General features: G+C 53.4%; 10 protein-coding genes and 2 pseudogenes. 2 read left to right on the top strand and 10 right to left on the bottom strand.

The window, feature by feature from the left end; all coding sequences use genetic code 11:
* Positions 1-342: 342 nt before the first annotated feature.
* Both HB860_RS04430 and HB860_RS22345 read left to right on the top strand, forming a co-directional pair.
* Positions 343-555, top strand: a pseudogene (locus tag HB860_RS04430) (JAB domain-containing protein); the annotation flags it as partial.
* 88 nt (positions 556-643) lie between these two features.
* A pseudogene (locus tag HB860_RS22345) lies at positions 644-751 on the top strand (hypothetical protein); the annotation flags it as partial.
* A 26-nt stretch (positions 752-777) separates the two neighbouring features.
* Here the strand turns inward: HB860_RS22345 and HB860_RS04425 are convergent.
* The 10 genes from HB860_RS04425 to HB860_RS04380 all read right to left on the bottom strand — a co-directional run bounded on the left by HB860_RS04425 (position 778) and on the right by HB860_RS04380 (position 18,071).
* Entirely contained in the window at positions 778-3,837 is a 3,060-nt protein-coding gene (locus tag HB860_RS04425) for a DEAD/DEAH box helicase (RefSeq protein ID WP_043129796.1), read from the bottom strand.
* On the bottom strand, positions 3,838-5,898 hold the full coding sequence (locus tag HB860_RS04420; protein ID WP_043129793.1) for an EH signature domain-containing protein: 2,061 nt from the start codon (positions 5,896-5,898) through the stop codon (positions 3,838-3,840).
* The gene (locus tag HB860_RS04415; RefSeq protein ID WP_024941047.1) at positions 5,895-6,662 is read right to left on the bottom strand and encodes an OmpA/MotB family protein; all 768 of its coding nucleotides are present in this window, start codon (positions 6,660-6,662) and stop codon (positions 5,895-5,897) included. Before HB860_RS04415 ends, HB860_RS04420 begins: the two co-directional genes overlap by 4 nt.
* Positions 6,662-8,722 (bottom strand): anti-phage ZorAB system protein ZorA, encoded by a 2,061-nt coding sequence (gene zorA / locus HB860_RS04410; protein ID WP_043129789.1) that lies wholly within the window; start codon positions 8,720-8,722, stop codon positions 6,662-6,664. The genes HB860_RS04415 and zorA overlap by 1 nt, the downstream gene beginning before the upstream one ends.
* Positions 8,723-8,895: 173 nt before the next feature.
* Positions 8,896-9,609 (bottom strand): M48 family metallopeptidase, encoded by a 714-nt coding sequence (locus tag HB860_RS04405; RefSeq protein WP_103828955.1) that lies wholly within the window; start codon positions 9,607-9,609, stop codon positions 8,896-8,898.
* Positions 9,609-12,740: a type I restriction endonuclease subunit R gene (locus HB860_RS04400; protein WP_182954683.1), complete on the bottom strand. Its 3,132-nt coding sequence runs from the start codon at positions 12,738-12,740 to the stop codon at positions 9,609-9,611. Before HB860_RS04400 ends, HB860_RS04405 begins: the two co-directional genes overlap by 1 nt.
* Positions 12,741-12,814: 74 nt before the next feature.
* The gene (darG, locus tag HB860_RS04395; RefSeq protein WP_041206015.1) at positions 12,815-13,879 is read right to left on the bottom strand and encodes a type II toxin-antitoxin system antitoxin DNA ADP-ribosyl glycohydrolase DarG; all 1,065 of its coding nucleotides are present in this window, start codon (positions 13,877-13,879) and stop codon (positions 12,815-12,817) included.
* Complete coding sequence (darT, locus tag HB860_RS04390; RefSeq protein WP_049636669.1) at positions 13,876-14,529, bottom strand: type II toxin-antitoxin system toxin DNA ADP-ribosyl transferase DarT; 654 nt, start codon at positions 14,527-14,529, stop codon at positions 13,876-13,878. The genes darG and darT overlap by 4 nt, the downstream gene beginning before the upstream one ends.
* Positions 14,530-14,535: 6 nt before the next feature.
* Positions 14,536-16,572, bottom strand: coding sequence for a DUF262 domain-containing protein (locus HB860_RS04385; protein ID WP_049636668.1), 2,037 nt, complete (start codon positions 16,570-16,572; stop codon positions 14,536-14,538).
* An 8-nt stretch (positions 16,573-16,580) separates the two neighbouring features.
* Positions 16,581-18,071 carry a DUF262 domain-containing protein gene (locus HB860_RS04380; protein WP_232098005.1) on the bottom strand — a complete coding sequence of 497 codons (1,491 nt, stop codon included), beginning with the start codon at positions 18,069-18,071 and terminating at the stop codon, positions 16,581-16,583.
* Positions 18,072-18,486 lie beyond the last annotated feature (415 nt).

Here is an 18,486-nt window from a genome sequence, read left to right as displayed (position 1 = left end):
ATGTTATTCACGCTGGCCAACCTGTTTCGGGCGGACCAAATGATACGTCAGTGGGAGAGATCTCACTAAAAACTGGGAATAACGCCTTAAATGGCGAAGAAACGGTCTAAATAGGCTGATTCAAGGCATTTACGGGAGAAAAAATCGGCTCAAACATGAAGAAATGAAATGACTGAGTCAGCCGAGAAGAATTTCCCCGCTTATTCGCACCTTCCCTAAAATGAAAGAAGCCAATGCGGTCTTGTTGATGGATAAATTTATCTACTACCTGAAGCAACACCGCTTATATACCCGCACACTTGGAATTATTTGAGTCTCTAAAAATGAGGGGATCTCTGAGCCCGCGATGTGGTCAAGCGGGCACTGCACTACAATGCTGCCGCCCTGATATTGGTGCATAACCACCCGTCGGGATACCCGGAACCCAGCCGGGCAGATATCGAGATCACCCTGCGCCTACAGAATGCCCTGGCACTGGTGGATATCCGGATTTTGGATCATCTGGTCGTCGGTACTGAGGGTGTGGTGTCGCTGGCAGAACGAGGGAATTTGTAACTACCACGCCGGTCAGGGAGCACATGGAGGAAGGCATGGTCAGCAGTGAGCTCTACTACGACTTACCATCATTAGGAGTACACAGAAAATGGGAACCATAGGGAGTTGGGGATTACACACCCAAGTTCAACCACGTTTTGGCGCACGTGCAATTGTCGAACGAAACAGGGTCTCCCTATTTTTGGATCGCTGCGGCGTCTATGGCGATGGCCCACTCCATTACTACAGACCCATGGCACTTGTCATTTCTCTTTCGCTGACGGCTTCGGGGGTGACCACTGCATCTTTCAGCATCAGCTTGCCGCGCAACAGGCGATCCAGATGGACATCGAACGCATCAAATCGCGGGTGAGTCAGGGTCGGCAAGTGGATAAACACTGGTTTTTGCTGGCCGATGCGGTAGACCCGGTCTGAGGCCTGGGCCTCTTTGGCTGGGTTCCAGTGACGCTCCAAGTGGATCACATGGTTGGCACTGACCACGGTCAGACCGACCCCTGCAGCCACAGGGGACATGATTATCACATTGAAACCGGCTTGAGCCTCGAACTGGCTGATCAGCTTCTTGCGCGTCAGATCCTCGACTTTACTGGCCACCGCCTTGGTGTCGCCATTGATGATGGCGATATCCAGGCCGTAGATCTGATCCAGCCAGAGCTTGAGTACTCGCTGCAACCGCTTGGTCATCATAAACAGAATGACTTTTTCGTTCTGGCTACGGATCTGCTCCAGTAGCTGCAGAACAATGGTGAGCTTGCCGGATTCCTGCATGTACTGACGGGCCTGCTTGGCATCCTGACTGTAGAGCGCAGCTTCGTCATCCAGCCTTGGATGCAATGAGATGCTTCTGAGCCGGGAGAGTGCAGCCAGGGCCGCTCCTTGCATGTTTTCGTCACTAGCCCGGCGACTGCGATACTCATCGAGTACGGCATCATAGGCCTGCAACTGTAAGCCGCTCATGACGCGGCTCAATTCGGGGTGATAGCGTTGCAGCTGGCTATCTGCTTGCTGTACGCCACTACATATGGTCTTGCTGGGTAGTCCCTTGAGCTGCTCCTCTTTGACTCGGCGTAACATGAAGGTACCTACGGTGCGGCGTAATTGCTCGCCGATTTGGATACGGATCAGGTCGCGTTCTTGCTCTTCGGCATTCAGAATGGGTTTTATCCAGCTGTCCCGGTAGTGTTGCCAGCTACCGAGCAGCCCGGGTTGGGCGGTATCCAGCAAACACCAAAAATCTCCCAGGCTGTTCTCCACTGGGGTTCCGGTTGCCAGCAGCTTGAAGTCAGCCTTGAGGCCTTTGGCTGCACGGGTCTGTAAGGCATTGGGGTTCTTGATGTTTTGCGCTTCATCGAAGATCACCATACCCCAGTCGATGCGGCAGAGTGAAAACTGGTAGTCCCGCAAGGTTTGATAAGTGGTGAGTACTAGCCGTCTGTCCATGTCCAGCCGATGGATCCCGGCCTCTGGGCCTATGGCCAGGGCATAGCGGATGCTTTGTTCATCTAGCATGCCGCTTTCATCTGCCAGCGAGGCCAACTGTACCGACTCTCTTTCTGCACCTCGGATCCGAAACCTCCCTAGATCACGACCTGCTTGCAACACCACCTGGTCGCGAAACGGCACGCTGTTATAGGTCTTGGCGACCTCATCTTCCCAGTTCTCCAGCAGACTCAGTGGCGCCACCACCAGAATGGGCTTTTCTGCCTGGCCCAGGCTGCGTTGACGATGCAGGTATTCACCGATGGTCACCAAGGTCATATAGGTTTTGCCCAACCCCATGTCATCGGCCAGCAGGCCGCCTTGCAGTCGGTAGAGATCCTCGGGATCTTCATGCAAGGCCACATTCAGCAGTTTTAGCATCCATTCGATGCCTTCTTGCTGGTGAGAGAAGGGCGTGCGCGCATAGCGTGACCAGTCAGGTGAGGCTGGCAGGGTGGCGAAATTGGTCTTGTTCAACAAGGTGGTATGGATGGCATCCGCCTCCTTGAGAATGACGGCAACGCGCTCTTTGACTTTTTCTTCGTCTACTGGTGTCTCAAGTGTGACTGATTCATCTGCTGGTTCATCGTCGAGGCCAGAATGGCCGGCAAGACGTTGCTTGATGGCGGTAACTTGTTTTTCCACTACATCGACGTTGGTGATGTCGATCGTCTGTTCACCAAAAGTCAGAGTGCTGGCGCCTTGGGCTCGTGCCGCTTGCAATAGATCTTCAAAACGTTGCAATTCCTCAGGCGACTGAATAAGTCCGCTGAGTACCTCCGGGGGTGATGGACGGGAGTCAAGAGCAAACCAATTGTTTTGGTTGGTATCCAGCCCGCCAAAGTCCATGTACTGTAGTCGGCCTACACCTGCGACCCTAATGGAGAAACCAACCTCGAGATTAACCAAGGCGGCATCCAAAAAAGCGGTAGGGGTGGCAATAAACTCATTGACCTTGTCGGCAGGAATGCGTGTATTGGCCAGTACGTTGCGGATCCCGGCCAACCGGGGTTCGTCCAGCAGTACTACGCGATTATCTATTCGCAACACGCCGCCATTAGCGCTCATATCTATCTGCGCCCATCGCTTCTGCAATTGATCTGGCGTGGATCCCTCTCCCAGACAGGGGCAAAGCTGCAGGCTACCATCCGGCATGCGGGTGGCTATGATACCTATGTTGTCCGGCACCACTACGTCAAGGCGCTCAAAATGACTAAGGTCGATGCGCATACCACTTCGTGCCGCCGTTTGCAGCTCGGCCATCAGTCGCAGGTTAGCGGTTTCGCCTCGCAGCTCGGCTGTCAGGGTCTCGTGTTGCTCCCAAGCCATCAGTCCCATTAATTCTGCTGGCGTCAGCCAATAGCATTCTTGGCTACCCAAGTACAGAAAGGGCCCTTTGCGGGTAAAGGGGGTTTCCCCTTCAGGCATACTGGCGGTAATGGCTACCCGAAAGCCGCTGTTACCGGTTCGGCCGTGAATCGTGGAGACAAATTGCCCGGGGAAGCGGGGCGGCAGGTCCAGGATCTCGGCTTGTTCGCCATCCATACCAGTGATGTCTTCTGCCTCAATATGAAAACCATTAGCAGTGGTCTCGGCCACACCCTGCTCGGCCAACATGTTGAGGCAGATGAGTTGCACCTTTTGCCGGGTGTTCCCCTGTCCTACTTGCAGTGATTTGAGCTCACTTGCTGGCAGGAAAAAATTCAACCCGCTGGAGTCAGGTTGGCTGTGAAAACCTAACTGGTTGTTGATGGCGCTGTCCGTGTCGCCAATAAAAGATCGCAAGAATTCGACTAAGCGCATTTAGTGGCCTTTATGATGCTCTTCATAAGCGGTTAATTCCGCGGCTGCTACGGATGTGAGGTGCCAGCCATATTGGCTGTTTTGCCAGCAGAGCGTACCAAGGGGCCCATAAAGCTGTTGATTGATCTCTTGAACTGTCATGCCCAAGACGTTGGCGCCATGACGAGCTCTGTCACCGGCATTGCTGGCAAAATATTGCAGTACCTTAAGCTCTAGCGGTTTGAGCTGGCTAACCCGGGGGCAGAGTTCGGAGAGCGAAGGCTCCGCAACAGTGTTAGCGCTGGTTATTTCATCCGAATGGGGTGTTGCTGGAGTGGGTTTGTTCTTGTATTTGAACCTGCCATTCAGCTTTGAAAGCTGCTCAGCTGATAACTTGTTCACTGCACGTGACGCATTCGCTGGGAGCTGCTGGGGTTCTTCATAAAGCTTGGCCTGATGGGATGCCTCCCTGACTTGATCTACTGGTGATGGACTGAGACTAGTTAGAGCTGACTGGTGAGTTATCGTGTCGACAAATGACTTGGCTGTCGGCTGGCTGGGAGTTGGCACCGGTGTCCGTTTGGGATTGACTGCAGGGATGCCAAAGCGGCGAAGCTGGTATTGGTAGTCCTGGCGGCTCAGTAGTTGCTCCATATCCAGACCGATGCCGTTGTCTGCCAAGAAGGTGAAGACCTTGTGCTGCCAAGTGTGTGGTGTGTGGACGATGCTGGCGAGAGGAAGATTGCCATATCGTTTTTGGTAGCCAGCAGGAATGGTGGATGTCAGTGCGGCGTGGCTGAATATCCGTTTCTCATAAGTGGTCAGTATGTCACTTGGGGGCGCCAAATAGACCCAAATTTTGAAACTGTGGGAACCTTCAATCAGGTAGAAATCGCCACAGTCCAGATAGATCACCGCTTTATCGCTCATAGCCCCATCCATGGGAGCGAAGCTGGTTTTTACTTCCTTACCCAAAATCCCTTTAACGATTTGCTGGGCCCGGTTACCGAGTAGCAGACGGGTATTACGGATCAGTTTGAGTTTGAACAAGCCCTCCAGAAACAGCTTTCTGGCGGGAAACATCCGCTGTAATTCGTCGTTATGACTCTGGATCCCATATTGCTCAACGGCCTGCAAAAAGAGGCGAAGATCCTCTTTGGATAGCCAGCCTCTGACCTTTTGAATCCGTGCCTCGCCCAGTGGTTGCCACCATTGACGGTAATTTGTGGCGGCGCTGGATATGCGGGGATCGCCTGCCAGGTTGAGGATGAAGGTTTGCCAGGCATCGCTGGGCTCCTGGCCTGTACGGTCGATCAGGATCTCCAGCGCGGCATGGCCGATACAGCGGTCCCCCTCAAAGGGAGCCTTGCTGACCGAGGGTTTAAGTAGCTCATCCATCACAGGTGACCATTCGTCCAGTGACAAAGTGCGCAAGGTCTCGAGATAGAAGTGAGCCCGACAGATATCGCCATAGCGGCCATCATCTAGGCCTTGCAGGCCTAGTTCGCTAAATGTCGCACCAAGCTCGCGTCCTGCTTGTAGCGTCTGTTCGGCGAGCTGACGTGGGCCGTTCAGTCCAAGGAGTTTGTGCCCTTCTTGTTTTAGGCTAATGAGCGGGTTCGGCCGCAGGGTGGCAATACGAGGTTCTGGCAGTTGCTCCAGTTGTGACAGCAGTGCCTGTTCCAGCAGAGCACGAAAGCCATCATGTTGGTCTAGCAAGTCGAATTGGCGAAAGTAGAGCTGTACCAGTTGCTGAAGTGTTATTCGAGTCAGCCTGGGTTGTTGGGCATGCAACAGCGCGGAGAGGAGTTGGGGGCTGAGCAGCCGTTCGGCATACTGGTCGCCACTAAGCCAAAACCAACTGAGTGCACGAGCAGTGAGTCGGCGCTTCAGCAATCCAGGTAATGCCTCAAACCGGCCTGATATGGCCATGTTGCGCAGCAAGGTCAGCATCTGGCTGAAGGCGTCGTTGTGCCCTGCTGTCCCTTCCATCCTGGAAGCCTTCGTCTGGAGTTCGGTCCAGGCGTTTACCGTGGGTAGGCCCCAAGAGGTTGCCATGGATTTGGCCTCGGGCAACTTCATTGCTGAAGTTCCTCCTGCAGCCGTTCCTTCACTTGTTCGTACTGTGCGCTGTCTGGTCTGCGGATGGTAAAACGAATGTCGATGCGACGATTACGCTTAAAATCTGTCTCCGTCACTTGATTAGACACCGCTGGCCGTGTTTCTCCATAGCCACTGACCGAAAAGAGGGGATGGCCATCTCTATTTTTCAGCCGGGATAGTTGTTCATCACCGATGAGTGATTTTTCCCAAAACTGCCAGAGGGAAATGGCGCGGAAGGTTGACAGCCCCCAGTTACCCTTGCCCATAAAGCCCTGCAGGGGACGGTTGTCGGTATGTCCTTCGATGAAGATGGTATCTAGGAACTCCACTCGATTGTCACGAGAGATTACCATGTTAAGCACTTCGCCTATTTCCCTGGCCCGAGATTGATAGGTCGGACTTATATCAAAGGCGCCAGTTTCAAAGCCGAGCAGTTCGTTGGGAATGCTCAAGACGGTGTGATTCTGGCTGACCTCTACCTTGATGCCGCGCTTGCGCAGGGTCTCTACTGCTTCGTCAAGAATTGTGCGGCGTACTTGCTCGGCTTGTTTTAGCGCGACAATCTCTTCTTCAAACTTGGCTTGTTTATGCTCCAGCTCTTTTTGGATCTCCATCAGCTGCAGGATCAGGATCACCGAGGCCATAATAAAGATGACGAGCAGGGCGGACATGATGTCGGAAAAGGACATCCAGTAGGGATTTTCTTCGTCAACGTTGGTGGTTTGAGCTTTACGAAATTGCATCAGCGTTGCTCCAGCTCATCCAGCACACTGCTCATGGCTTCGGCCGTGTGATACATCTTGGTGGCATATTCCAGAGAAACCTTGTTCCACTGATCCATACGCTCATGAACCTGGGTGCTGACTTCGCTGGCGTATTTTTGCAGCCACTGTTCAGCCTGTTTTTCGATGGCTTCAACTTGGGAACGCAACGTCTCGCCTAAGGCATTGAATTCGGTTCTCACCCCTGTCAGGAATTGTTGCTGCGTTTGCTTCATCTCAACAAAGCCATGGCGAGCCTCACTGGCAGCCTGTTCGAAACGTTCTGCTCCCATCAGCAAGCCATCTTGCAATCTGGCCAGCATTTCGGCTTGTTGCTTGAGTTGATCAGTAAGTGCAGCATTTTGGCTACCGGCTTGCTCAATTTGTTGTGTCACTTGTTCCAAGCGCTGCCCCAGTAGATCGGCGGCAGAACGGACATTGGTGGAGAGCAGGCCTAGCTGATTGGCACTGCTGTCCATATGCTTGCTGCTCTGGGCTGCGGAATCGGTCACTTGCTGCAAGCGAGTCAGCAATTGCTGGTGCTGTTCCGCCATTTGGCGGCTTTGTTGTTGACCGGCTTGCACTGAGTCGGCTAAGGCGGTCAACAACGCTTGCTGCTGTTGTGTTACGTCAGTCAGCTGCTGTTGGAATTTATCCTGACGAATCTGTTCGCGAACATCCGCCTGAGCACCTTGTTGACTTAAGTTATCCAGCAGTTTGCCAACGGCATCCTGCAATGTGTTCTGTTGTTGCTGTACGGCCGAGGTCATAGCCTCGATTTGCTGTTGGCTCGCGGTGCCCAGACTGCCCAGCATTTTTTGTTGCTGCTCCAGTAACGTGGTTTGCTGTTGCTCATGTTGCTGGGCCAAGTCACCCATCATCTTACCAAATCGACTCTCCAACTGGCCTTGTCGTTCGTCTGCCGAATTGGCCAGTTGTTGCAACTGCTCCTGGAAACGTTTGGACTGCTCATCCTGAGCATCCAGGCTGCTAGTCTGTTGAGAGCTTAATTTACTAAACAGCTGTTCAAGACGTTCGCCCATGCTGCTGACGGCGATATTGACATCCGCGGCCACTTTTTCGAGCTGTTCACCCTGTACTCTGCCTGCCGAGCTCATACCCTCCATAAAGCTGCTTACCAGGTTTTCCATCACCTGGCTTGATTGTTGATTAGTGGAATGAACTAGGGTTTGGATGGCCGGCCCCATGATATTATTAAGTGTGTCAGTGAGGGCATTTTGCATAGCTTCGCTCATGCCATTGATGCTTTCTTGCAGTCGGTCTCCGATCCGCTCGTGCAGCTCCTGCAGTGCTTCTTTACTTTCTTTGCTGTACTCGGCGATATGCACCAGAGATTGTTCCGCAGGGAGTCTTGGATAGAGGAAATCAATCCTGTTTTGCAGGTCTTGGATATCGTTCAGCGCTTTGCGTTCAAACAGCTTTTCACACAGATTGAGCAGGAGACTGAAAGCAACCCCCCAGACCGAGGTCATAAATGCAACTGCTGCGCCAGAGATGAGCTTATTGATACCACTCTTGAGGGTCTCGATTTCTGCCGTATTGCCCACTAGCCCCTCTAGACCAATGGTTAATCCAACAAAGGTTCCGAGCACCCCGATCGCCACTAAAAAGCTGGGGGTCGCTGCTAGTAAACGGCTGGCGGTTAGGCCCGTTGCCAAGGTTTTTGCATTGAAAAAATGCTCCGCGTCAATGCTGTTGAAAAGTTGTTTCTTGTCAGAAGATAAGACAAGGCTTTCATCAAATTCCTGCCAGAGATGACCAATATTGTTGGCATTCAGCTTTTGAGCCCTCTGAAGTATTTCACGGCGAGAGTAAGCCAATGTTTCTCTACTTTGCCCATCCAACAAAGATCTCAATGCTTTGTTTCTTTCAATGAAATTGAGGTAGTGCTTAATCAAAAAAAACAGGGATAGTAAAAAGATGAAGCATGTGAATGACCAGAACCACGCACTGATCCCATTGGTAGTGCCATTCAGCATCTGGCTAAAGTCAGGCCATAGGTGTTTAAGTAAATCCCACATGTCTAATCCCAAATGTTCAACTGATTCTTGAAAAAAACCGGCAGTCTTTAACCTAGTGTTTTGACCAGGTCGAGATAACGAATGAACAAAAACAAAGTAATCCGCTCAACAGATGAGCCGCGTCAATCTGGTTTTGCCGGCACCATACCACAAACTTACCTAACTACTTTTCCCTAATACCCCCACCGGTTAAACGCCAGCGGCATCTTGTTGAGCTTCTCGCGATGCTCGCGCCAGTTGGGCAGATGGGTATCCATCAGTGTGATAAATCGCTGGTTATGTTTGCGTTCTAACAGATGCACCAGTTCATGAACCACAATAAATTCCAGGCATTCAGGGGGCTTCTTGACTAGTTCGAGGTTAATCCAGATGCGGGCCGTATCCGTTTTGCAGCTCCCCCACATGGTCTTCATCCGTTTGATACCGACAAACGAAGGGGTGACGTTGAGCAAGGCCTGCCACTTGGCAATCAATATCGGCAACCGCTGGCGCAGCAATTGGCGATACCAGCCCAGTAGCAAGGCTTCTCGCTTCGCGGCGTCATAATGAGCGGGAACCCGCATCCGGATCCACCCCCCTTGTAGCTTGACGCTGTGCGCACCCTCAACCAGGATCACCTCCAATCGATAGCCCCGTCCCCAAAGGTAGTGCGTCTCGCCACTGCACATCTGGCGCTCGCTCTGACGTGGCTGCGCCTGAAAGTGGGCCTGTTGTTGGCGGATCCAGGGCAAGCGTCTGACCACTGCCATTCTGATGGCCGTCTCCGACAGCGACGCCGGGGCCGAGACGCGCACGCGACCATCAGGGGGCAGCACATTGATGTGCAGGTTCTTGATCCCCTTATGCTGCAACTCCAGCGTGAGCTCACCAATGGTGATCAGGGGCATCAGTGGTACTCCTGCTGCGCTTTCACCAGCTCCATCACCTCGGCAACGGTCACATCGTATCCCTTGGTTTCTTCGGCAATGGCAAACGCGATCTCCCGCTCCTTGAAGCGATCGCCATACCAATCGGCCTTCTTGGTATAACGCACGGCGGTATCAATTCTGGCCACCAGCAGCTCATCCTTGCCCAGATTGTCATAGAGTGCCCGTTTGGCTGCCGTGTCTATGCTCTCTGGGTAGGCGCTCTGGCTATGGCTCTGTGGATATTTCACCTGCTTGGCCAGCTCGCGGACCTTTTCCAGATACTCCTGATAGGAGATGGCCTGCTGGCGGCGCAGATCGATCAGCTCATCGAGCAGCACCGACATCCTCTCGTAGTATTTGGGGTTGACCGGGTTCTCATCGACGATGGTCCGGCGCACGTTGTTTTCAATCGCCTCGGCCATCGACTCCTGATTGTCGCGCATCTCCTTGGGCAACCCATCCAGCGCCTCGGGGCCGCGCTGGATAATGAGCTCCAGCAGCCCCAGCTCCTCAAAGTCCATCAGCGTCTCGCTGGGGTCGGCATCCACCCACAGATCCAGCATCTGGCGCATGCCCGGCTCGAACTGCTTCATATCCACCAGATCACCACTGGCCAGCTTGATCTCATCCCGGACCTTGGCGAAGTGTTCGACCTCCTGCTTGATCGAGGCGGCCTGCGAGGCGCTGTAACCCGCCTCCTCCAGCTCACCCGCCAGATTGGTAAAGGCGCGGATCAACTTGGCCACCAACTGATAGAGGGTCAGCCGCAATGCCTCTTTCTCGCTCAACGTCTCTTCATCGGCTCCCGGCTCACAACAGAAATAATGCTGATAATCGAGTTGCGACTTGGGCGCCTTCACCGGCTCACACAAGGCACGGACGGCTTCCAGAGCGTTATCCAGATCCTCTTTGGCCTGGGCCAGTCGATCCTTGAGCAGCCCGGCCACATCCTCCTTGTCATAACCCGCGAAGGCCTCGGCCGTATAGTCGTTGACCGTCTTCTCCAGCGACTTGAACAGGTCTTTGTAATCGATGATGTAGCCGTACTCCTTGTCGTCACCATCCAGCCGATTCACCCGACAGATGGCTTGGAACAGGTTGTGATCAGCCATCTTCTTGTCGATATAGAGGTAGGTGGCAGAGGGGGCATCAAAACCGGTCAGCAGCTTATCCACGACAATGAGCAGCCGCATCTGGCCCGGCTCTTTGATAAAACGCTGCTTGACCAGTTTTTCAAACTCTTCGACCCGCTTAGCCGCCTCATCCTCCGGCTGCTCGAAATAGTCGGCCAGCATCTTGCGATAGATGTTGTACTTGGCCAGCTTCTCCGTCAGCCCCTCGCCCGTCTCCTCGCCCTTGATCTCGCTGGCATTGGGTTGGTAACTGGTGACGATGGCGCACTTGCCAGCAAAACCGGCCTGGCTGAACATCTCGTAACTTTTGCAGGCTTGATAGACGCTGGCGCAGACCAGCATGGCATTGCCACGACCATCGGCCAGCCGGGGCTTGCGCTCGAAGTCGAGCAGAATATCGGCCACTATCTGCTCCAGCCGCGAACGACTGGAGAGCAGCTTCTGCATTGAGGCCCACTTCTGTTTAAGCTGCTGCTTGCCCAGCCGCGAGAGATCCTTGGTCTTGGTATCGAACCACTCATCCACTTTTTTCTGGGATTTGACCCGCTGATCGATATCCCGCGCCTCGTAGCGCAGATCCAGCACCACGCCATCACTCACCGCCTCGTTGAACTTGTAGGTGTGAATGTAGGGGCCAAAGACCTCGATGGACTTTTTTTTGTCCTGCTTCATCAGCGGTGTGCCGGTAAAACCGATAAACAGAGCCTCCGGCAACAGGCTCTTCATAGCCCCATGCAACTTGCCAGACTGGGTGCGGTGACACTCATCGACAAACACAAACAGCTGGCCCTTGGGGCTGAAGTCCGAGGGCAAGCTGCGGCGCATATCAGCAATAAAATCATCCGAGCTGCCATCATCTTCGTCATCCGACTCGCCTTCTGGCGTGCGACCGAACTTGTGTACCAGCGAGCAGATAAGCCAAGGGTTATGGGCATGCAGACGGGTCACCAGATCGGCACCGCTTTTGGTGCGCAGGATCTCCTCCTCCACCCCACTGAATACCTTCTCGATCTGCTCATCGAGTTCGGTACGGTCGGTGATGATAAGCACCCGACTGTCGGTCACATTTTCGCGGATCCACTTGGCCAACCAGACCATGGTCAGGCTCTTGCCGCTGCCTTGGGTGTGCCAGATGATGCCGCCATCCCGGCGGCGGATATAGGCCTTGGCGGCACGGATGCCGAAATACTGGTTATGGCGGCAGGTTTTCTTGGTGCCCGCATCAAACACGATAAAGTCGTGGATCAGCTCCAGAAAGCGCGCCTTACTGCACAACTGTGCCAGATGCTGGTCCAGCAGATTGGCACTCGGCAGATCGACATGGTCGGAATGGATTGGATCGGCTGGCTCTTTCCACTCCAGATAGTATTTCTCGTGGGTTTCGATAGTGCCGTAGCGCACCCCTTGGGTGTCGTTGCCCGCCATCACCAACTGCATGGTGGTGAAGAAGTTACGGATAAAATCCTTCTTCTGGTTATCCAGGTTCTGGTGGATACCTTCAGAGACAGAGACGGTAGATCGCTTGAGCTCAATGACGCCAAGGGCAATGCCGTTGACATAGAGCACCAGATCCGGCCGTTTCTTATGCTCGCCCTTGACCGTCACCTCTTCGGCAATGGCAAAGTCGTTGGCCTGCGGATTGGCCCAATCGATCAGCCAGACGGTTTGGTTCTGCTCGCCTGCCCCTACTTTTTCCTTTACGCCATAACGCAGCAGGCGATAGACCTCCTTGTTGGCATCATAGAGGATGCGCCCTTCGCCCAGGCTCGCTGCCCGATCCAGTTGCCTGAGTACCTTGGGGATCAGCGCCGCGTCCACGCCCCGCCCCACCAGCCAAGCGGTCAGCAGTTCGGGCTCGACATTCCGGTTGTTCTCCCGCTTATGCCAATCCCCCAGATAGCGATAGCCCAGCTTCTGCTCGAAAAGATGGATCACGCGGTTTTGGGTTGCCCGTTCACGTTGGCCGACTGAAATCATGCTCTCTATCCCTGTTATTCTCTCAAGCCGCCGCGACAACCGCGCAGCCGCTTCTATTCGTTACACCAACGTCGTTACACCAATCCCTGCTGCAAACGGGTCAAGGCGATCTGCAGGCTGCGATCATCAAACAGCCGCGCCTTGCGCTCACCCCACGGGGTTCCCGCTGGCCAGCGATGCAACCCCTCGCGCAGCGCGCTCAGTGTCGGCGCACAGCCCTCTTCGGCGATCAACCAATCCACCGTGGCCAATAACTCCATGCCATAGGGCGACTCAAAACCATCGATTAACGCGGTCGTCTGCTCCAGTATCGGTAAAAATGCTTTGGCCTCGGTCTGGAGATAAACGGCAAGCTCTTGTTTTTTAGCCTCATTAAACCAGATGACATCAAACGGCTTGCTATCCGGGATGCGCTTGTCGGACTGCAGATAACTGCCGTCCATCGCATTGAGCAGATGGGTCAGATTGTTGGCATAAGGGCCATAACGATGGGCCTTAAACTGCAACTGCAGCGGATCCCCCAGCGGGTTACGGCCAATGACCCGAGCCAGAAACCAGGCCAGTTTCTGGATCTCCAGCAAGCTGCACTCCATCCCTAAAAACCAGTAGCGACGCACCAGTTCAGCAATCAGGGCCCGGGCCGGAGTCAGCTCCGCCACCCCGCCGCGCTTGGCCACATTTTGGTATTGGCTACTGGGCTCATAGAGCAGGATATCGATATCCAGATCGCCCAGTGCCGTTTCGATCGCCTGTTTGACCTCCGGCCAAGGCAGACCGCCGTTGCCAGCCCCCAGTGGTGGAATGGCAATCGAGGAGACCTGCTGCGCCTGTAACCAGGCCCGCAGATCCTGCAAACCGTCCTGGATCCACGCCATCTGTGCCGGATTGCGCCAGTGCTGTTTGGTCGGAAAATTCACGATCCAGCGCGGCCCTAGCAGCTCACCCGTCTGGGTAATAAACATCTTGCCGGTGACGACATCACCCTGCTTGCACGCCTCGGCATAGGCACGCATATTGGCCGGGAACCGCTCTTTGAACATCAAGGCGATCCCCTTGCCCATGACACCGACGGTGTTGACGGTATTCACCAGTGCTTCAACCGGAGCATCCAGCAGATTGCCTGTTGTATATCGAATCATCTGAAATACCACCCATCACGGACATAGACGGGGCGCGCGACCCCGACCCGATTCATGCATTGTTCCACGCTGTTCTTTATTTCTTCGTTGTAACACACCACGCCCAGCAACGCCTCGATGGGGCAATGTTGATGGATCAAGGCCTCGGCCTGATAGCGTTCCAGCTTGCTCAAATCTTCCGCATCACGCTTGAAGTCACGGCGCTGCAACAGTGGCCAGTCAATCCGCCCCAGATCGCCAAGATCGACATAGAAATTGGCCCACTGGTAATAGGCATGGCTATCGGTAAACACAAACGGTAGCCCCAATTCAGCTATGCGATGCAGGCTGGAAACCAGGATCAGGATTTCATCATTTTCACGCTGGGGAACACCGCGCCCTGAGTGAATATTGCTGAGCATGGGAGAAAACGGCGTGAAGTAGAAGGGCACATAGTCATTCAACACGCCGTAAGGCGCCAGCGGCACCGGATGGCGCGCGCGCTTGGCAATCAGCTCCGGCAACCCGATATGCACCCAGTGCGGGCTTTGCTGCTGACCATTCCCCGCCCACAGGCCATGGGTCAGGATCCATTCCAGATTATCCCGATGCACGATCCGGAATATCAGCGCCTTCTGCGGATTCAGGCTCTGGCTATAGTCATAACCCATGCCGTATTAGCTCCTATTTTGACAATTGGCTGCATTTTCAACCTCATCGAAATAAGTCTGAAATTCAGCGATCATCTGCGATTGATGGGCCAATGCCAGCTCACTATTCCAGTGTTCATGTTCATAAATCAGCGCCAGCTTGATCGAATCCACACGGTTTTTATTCCGCTCCTGAAAACGGACTCGTTTTTCGACATAGGGCTTATTGCCATACTCCGAATTGATACTGCGTGATACCAGCCCCAAATTACCAAAGCAGTCGAGCATTTCCTGATCAACCTTATTGGAATCTACAGACTCTGGACTCTGAGGGGAAACATGCTCCACCGAGTTTCGGGCCGTCATTCTAAAGGCGCGCCACTTGTCATCTTTCTGGTTGCAATAGCGTTCCCAGAGAATGTATTCCAGCTTGTAGAACCAGTAATGCGCAAAACTAGTCCCGTCATTAGCTGTTAGCACAGACTGCATATCGCGAAGTGGGTAGGCCTCACTCCATGGATTACGCACAAACTCGCGAGTGCGTTCGATCAGAGGCTGCTCACTGTCACTGCACAGTAGATGGTTATCCAGATACTTCAGATAGTGATGGGCGTTTTTACCACCTTGATCCAGCAGATAATTTAGAAGAGGCGTTAACCAATAATGGGTTGTCAATTGCTGCGAGTGATAAAGCATGCTTTGCAGCATGGCAAAGCCGCTTTCAACATCTTGACTGTCGCGGATCAGACTACAATATCCTCGACTTTCGTTTACTCTTAGTCGCCGAATCCCGAGATTCTCTTCATTTTCATCATCAGTGAGCCATTTGATCACATGCTTGTCGAACAGATAACGGCAACGCCACAACAGTTCTATAAAGCTGCGAACCTCATTGGTCTGTACCGACTTTTCACACTGAGCCAATCCATCCAGCCAATGCGTCTGGAAAATCTGTAGCAGCTCTTTATCCAGGATCTTGCTGATGTCGTCTCGATGCTGTCGCAAGAGGAAAAGACGCAGAACATGTTGCAGCAACATGGGAAAGCCGATAATGCTGCGCACATCATCTGCTTCATAACTCTCCTCGTCTTTGGAGTTCTCATCAGAAGGCTCAATAAGAAGCGCCCCATTTTTGAGAATATCCTCTAGTGACTGAGGCTCAAGTTCCTGTTGTCTGCCAAGCTCCCGCAGTGCATCGCGTACCGCAACGGGATCGGCTAGTCGCTCTCGATCCTGTTTTCCTGCCTCTGCATCATAAAGTGGCATCAGTTTGAGCCCCTTGACAGCCCGCAGGTTTTTTTCGACATAGGCACCCATAAACGAGCAGGCATCCCACATCTGGCCATACACGTCCCGCTCACTGCGCTCCGGCAACAGTGCCAGCAAGCGTGCCTTGAGGATCTCGTGATGCTGCAGTTGGACACCACGATTATTGATGACCTCAAACAGCTTGTTGAGATCCGTATTGGCCGGTACGCGGGTCAAGACCAGCTTTACCCGATCCCGGATAAACATACCTAGTTTGACAAGATCAACATGGCGACGTTTATTCGTCCCATCTGTGAAGTATCCCTCTATGACCTGCATGGCATAACCCAACGCAGCGGCTTCCGGCTCATCGGGTACGGCACGACCTTCCAGCAACGCCGTAAAAAATCGGCTAACACCGGGGCGAATGGCAAACCGAATGCGCGGCTCACGACCTTCCCCTAACCAGGCACCGCAAAAATCGTGAAGCGGGTTAACGCTGGTGTGCACTGTCATTGAAGTGGGAAGCAGACGCTCCAGCACCACACTCAGCAACCACAGGGTCGTAAAACGCTGTTGACCATCGATAAGATCCAGCAAAGGGTGTCCGCACTGGGTCTTCCCCTGCTCAATAACCAATGCGCCGCCCAGATAGAACACATCCTTGTCCGCTTCACAGGCACCCACCAGATCATCGAGCAAGACCTTGATCTGGTCACTGCCCCAGACGTAGAGCCGCTGATAGATGGGAATATTGAAGAGGCGTTTATCGGCAATAATCTCGGTCAACGAGGTCAATTTTGATTCGTGTTGCATCTTAGGCTTCACTCCCCCGACCAACAGGCCAGTACCCAGTTGTTACTGTCCGCGACTGGTTCTTTCCCCAAATACTCCAGCAAGGCATCCAGATAACGCCCCTGCACCCCATGACCCCGAGTGATACCCGCTGCTTTTTTATATCCCTCACTGCGCGCGATTTCAGACCGAAGAAAGGCTTTCACCTCCTCCGGGCGATAGGCACCACTTATCTCATCCAGCAGGTTGTATGGTGCATCTTTGAGGTATTTAAGTGGTGATGTCTGGAAGATGTAACTGTTTTTAAGCCGTAATCCGCCCAGAACCAACTCCAACCCAATCGCCACCGTTGATAACTGTTGATAGCCAAATCGATCCACATACATCAGCAGGGCCAACTTGAAGAGCTCTTGCAGATAGCTGGAATTAACACACACGACCCGCCGATAAAAATCACGAAACTTAAGCAGTTCCTGATTGCTGCTTGCTTGATACAGGAGTGCATCGAGCAAGGCCGCATATTTTTGCGCATAGAGGAAAAACCCTACCCCCTTGTGGATCGGTTGCCGCAGGGTGAATGGCAAACTCGCCGAATTCCAGCCCACCTGAACTGGCGACAACGCAAGTTGATAATCATCGCAGCCCTGTAATGTCAATGAACTGGCAAACTGATTCCGGTGCCCCGGGTAAAGCGGGATCTCATCGCTGTTCTGATCCGAGATGCTCTTGTGCTGAAAGGTTTCTAGCAAGCGATCATGATCTTCACGCTCAATGCACTTACTGCCCCGCCAGTTACGCGCGCGCCATAGGAAGTGATTGAACAGGACAGGAGCAAAATCCTGCCGTTGGTTCATTTGTCGCTGAGGGCCTGCCGCTTGCACCGACTCCCAACGCTGAGCACAGATTTTTTGCAACGCTTCAGTATCTGTTTTATCCGTCCCGCTGACCGCCCGCAGATGATAAGCCTTGAGCAGGTCGGTCGCATTGAGTGGCACGCCACGATGGTTCTGGGTGTCAAAAAAGGTAAAGGCCAGATCCTCCCGCTCTACCGTGATCACGGTAAAACGCAATTGATCAAAGATGGAAGGATCGAGCTTGGCAGGATCTCGCTCGGCTATTAGCCGTCGAGTCTCGCGTAAATTACGCGCCGAAATGGGCGAGCGATAATGAAATGCTATTCCCTGGGGTAACGAACCATGCAAAGCATGGTGCAGTACGGCCAGCGTGCTGAGCCGTTGCTGGCCATCGATAACAAACCTCGCCAGCTTCTCATCGTGCCGGTGCAGCAACACAGTACCGAGGTAGTAGACATGCTCTGTGTTGTTTTTTTTGAACTCGTGCAAATCATCCAGCAGTTGGTTCACCTTGAGTGAATCCCACACATAGGGCCGCTGATAGTGATCGAGTTGTAATGCCGCGCCTTCAGTACACAACTCGGCAAAGTCCATTACCCGAACCTTAACTGCTTGCTCCTGCATGGAGGCAATGACTTCTGGTGTGTGCAGGCTTTCGGCGTTCATTTCGCTATCCCGATGTTCAGTTATAAGGGCCGCTATCCTGCGGCCTGTTTTTATGGTTATCCCTGGGGGCAACCACAGCAGTCAATCAAACAACTAAAGCTGGATTTATATCGATATTTCAACAACATAATAAAAACAGCCGCACAAAACAACCGCATCAGTCAAGCAACCATCAAGCAAACTCCGCACTGGCTGGGCCCGAGACATCCGGCGCGGTGCGATTGCTCCGGGGGGCTGAGCCATGCTGACGCTGATATACCATGATCCGGTGTTGCCCTGTGGCACACAGACCGCCGAGCCCTCCCCTGAGTCGCCTCTTCCCGGAGCAGACAGGTACAAGGGGAAGATAGGGTTATGCCTTGCGGCTAAAGCGCCAGACGAGAATATATAATACCAATAAAATCAATAAGTTATA

The organism is Aeromonas genomosp. paramedia (genome assembly GCF_023093515.1).
GTDB lineage: Bacteria > Pseudomonadota > Gammaproteobacteria > Enterobacterales > Aeromonadaceae > Aeromonas.
Note: the sequence above shows the minus strand (reverse complement) of the source record. Positions and strands in the feature narration are given on the sequence as shown.

Coding starts and splice junctions, on each gene's coding strand:
- HB860_RS04425 (WP_043129796.1), bottom strand. CDS start 3,837: ATGCGCTTAGTCGAATTCTTGCGATCTTTTATTGGCGACACGGACAGC.
- HB860_RS04420 (WP_043129793.1), bottom strand. CDS start 5,898: ATGAAGTTGCCCGAGGCCAAATCCATGGCAACCTCTTGGGGCCTACCC.
- HB860_RS04415 (WP_024941047.1), bottom strand. CDS start 6,662: ATGCAATTTCGTAAAGCTCAAACCACCAACGTTGACGAAGAAAATCCC.
- zorA (WP_043129789.1), bottom strand. CDS start 8,722: ATGTGGGATTTACTTAAACACCTATGGCCTGACTTTAGCCAGATGCTG.
- HB860_RS04405 (WP_103828955.1), bottom strand. CDS start 9,609: ATGCCCCTGATCACCATTGGTGAGCTCACGCTGGAGTTGCAGCATAAG.
- HB860_RS04400 (WP_182954683.1), bottom strand. CDS start 12,740: ATGATTTCAGTCGGCCAACGTGAACGGGCAACCCAAAACCGCGTGATC.
- darG (WP_041206015.1), bottom strand. CDS start 13,879: ATGATTCGATATACAACAGGCAATCTGCTGGATGCTCCGGTTGAAGCA.
- darT (WP_049636669.1), bottom strand. CDS start 14,529: ATGGGTTATGACTATAGCCAGAGCCTGAATCCGCAGAAGGCGCTGATA.
- HB860_RS04385 (WP_049636668.1), bottom strand. CDS start 16,572: ATGCAACACGAATCAAAATTGACCTCGTTGACCGAGATTATTGCCGAT.
- HB860_RS04380 (WP_232098005.1), bottom strand. CDS start 18,071: ATGAACGCCGAAAGCCTGCACACACCAGAAGTCATTGCCTCCATGCAG.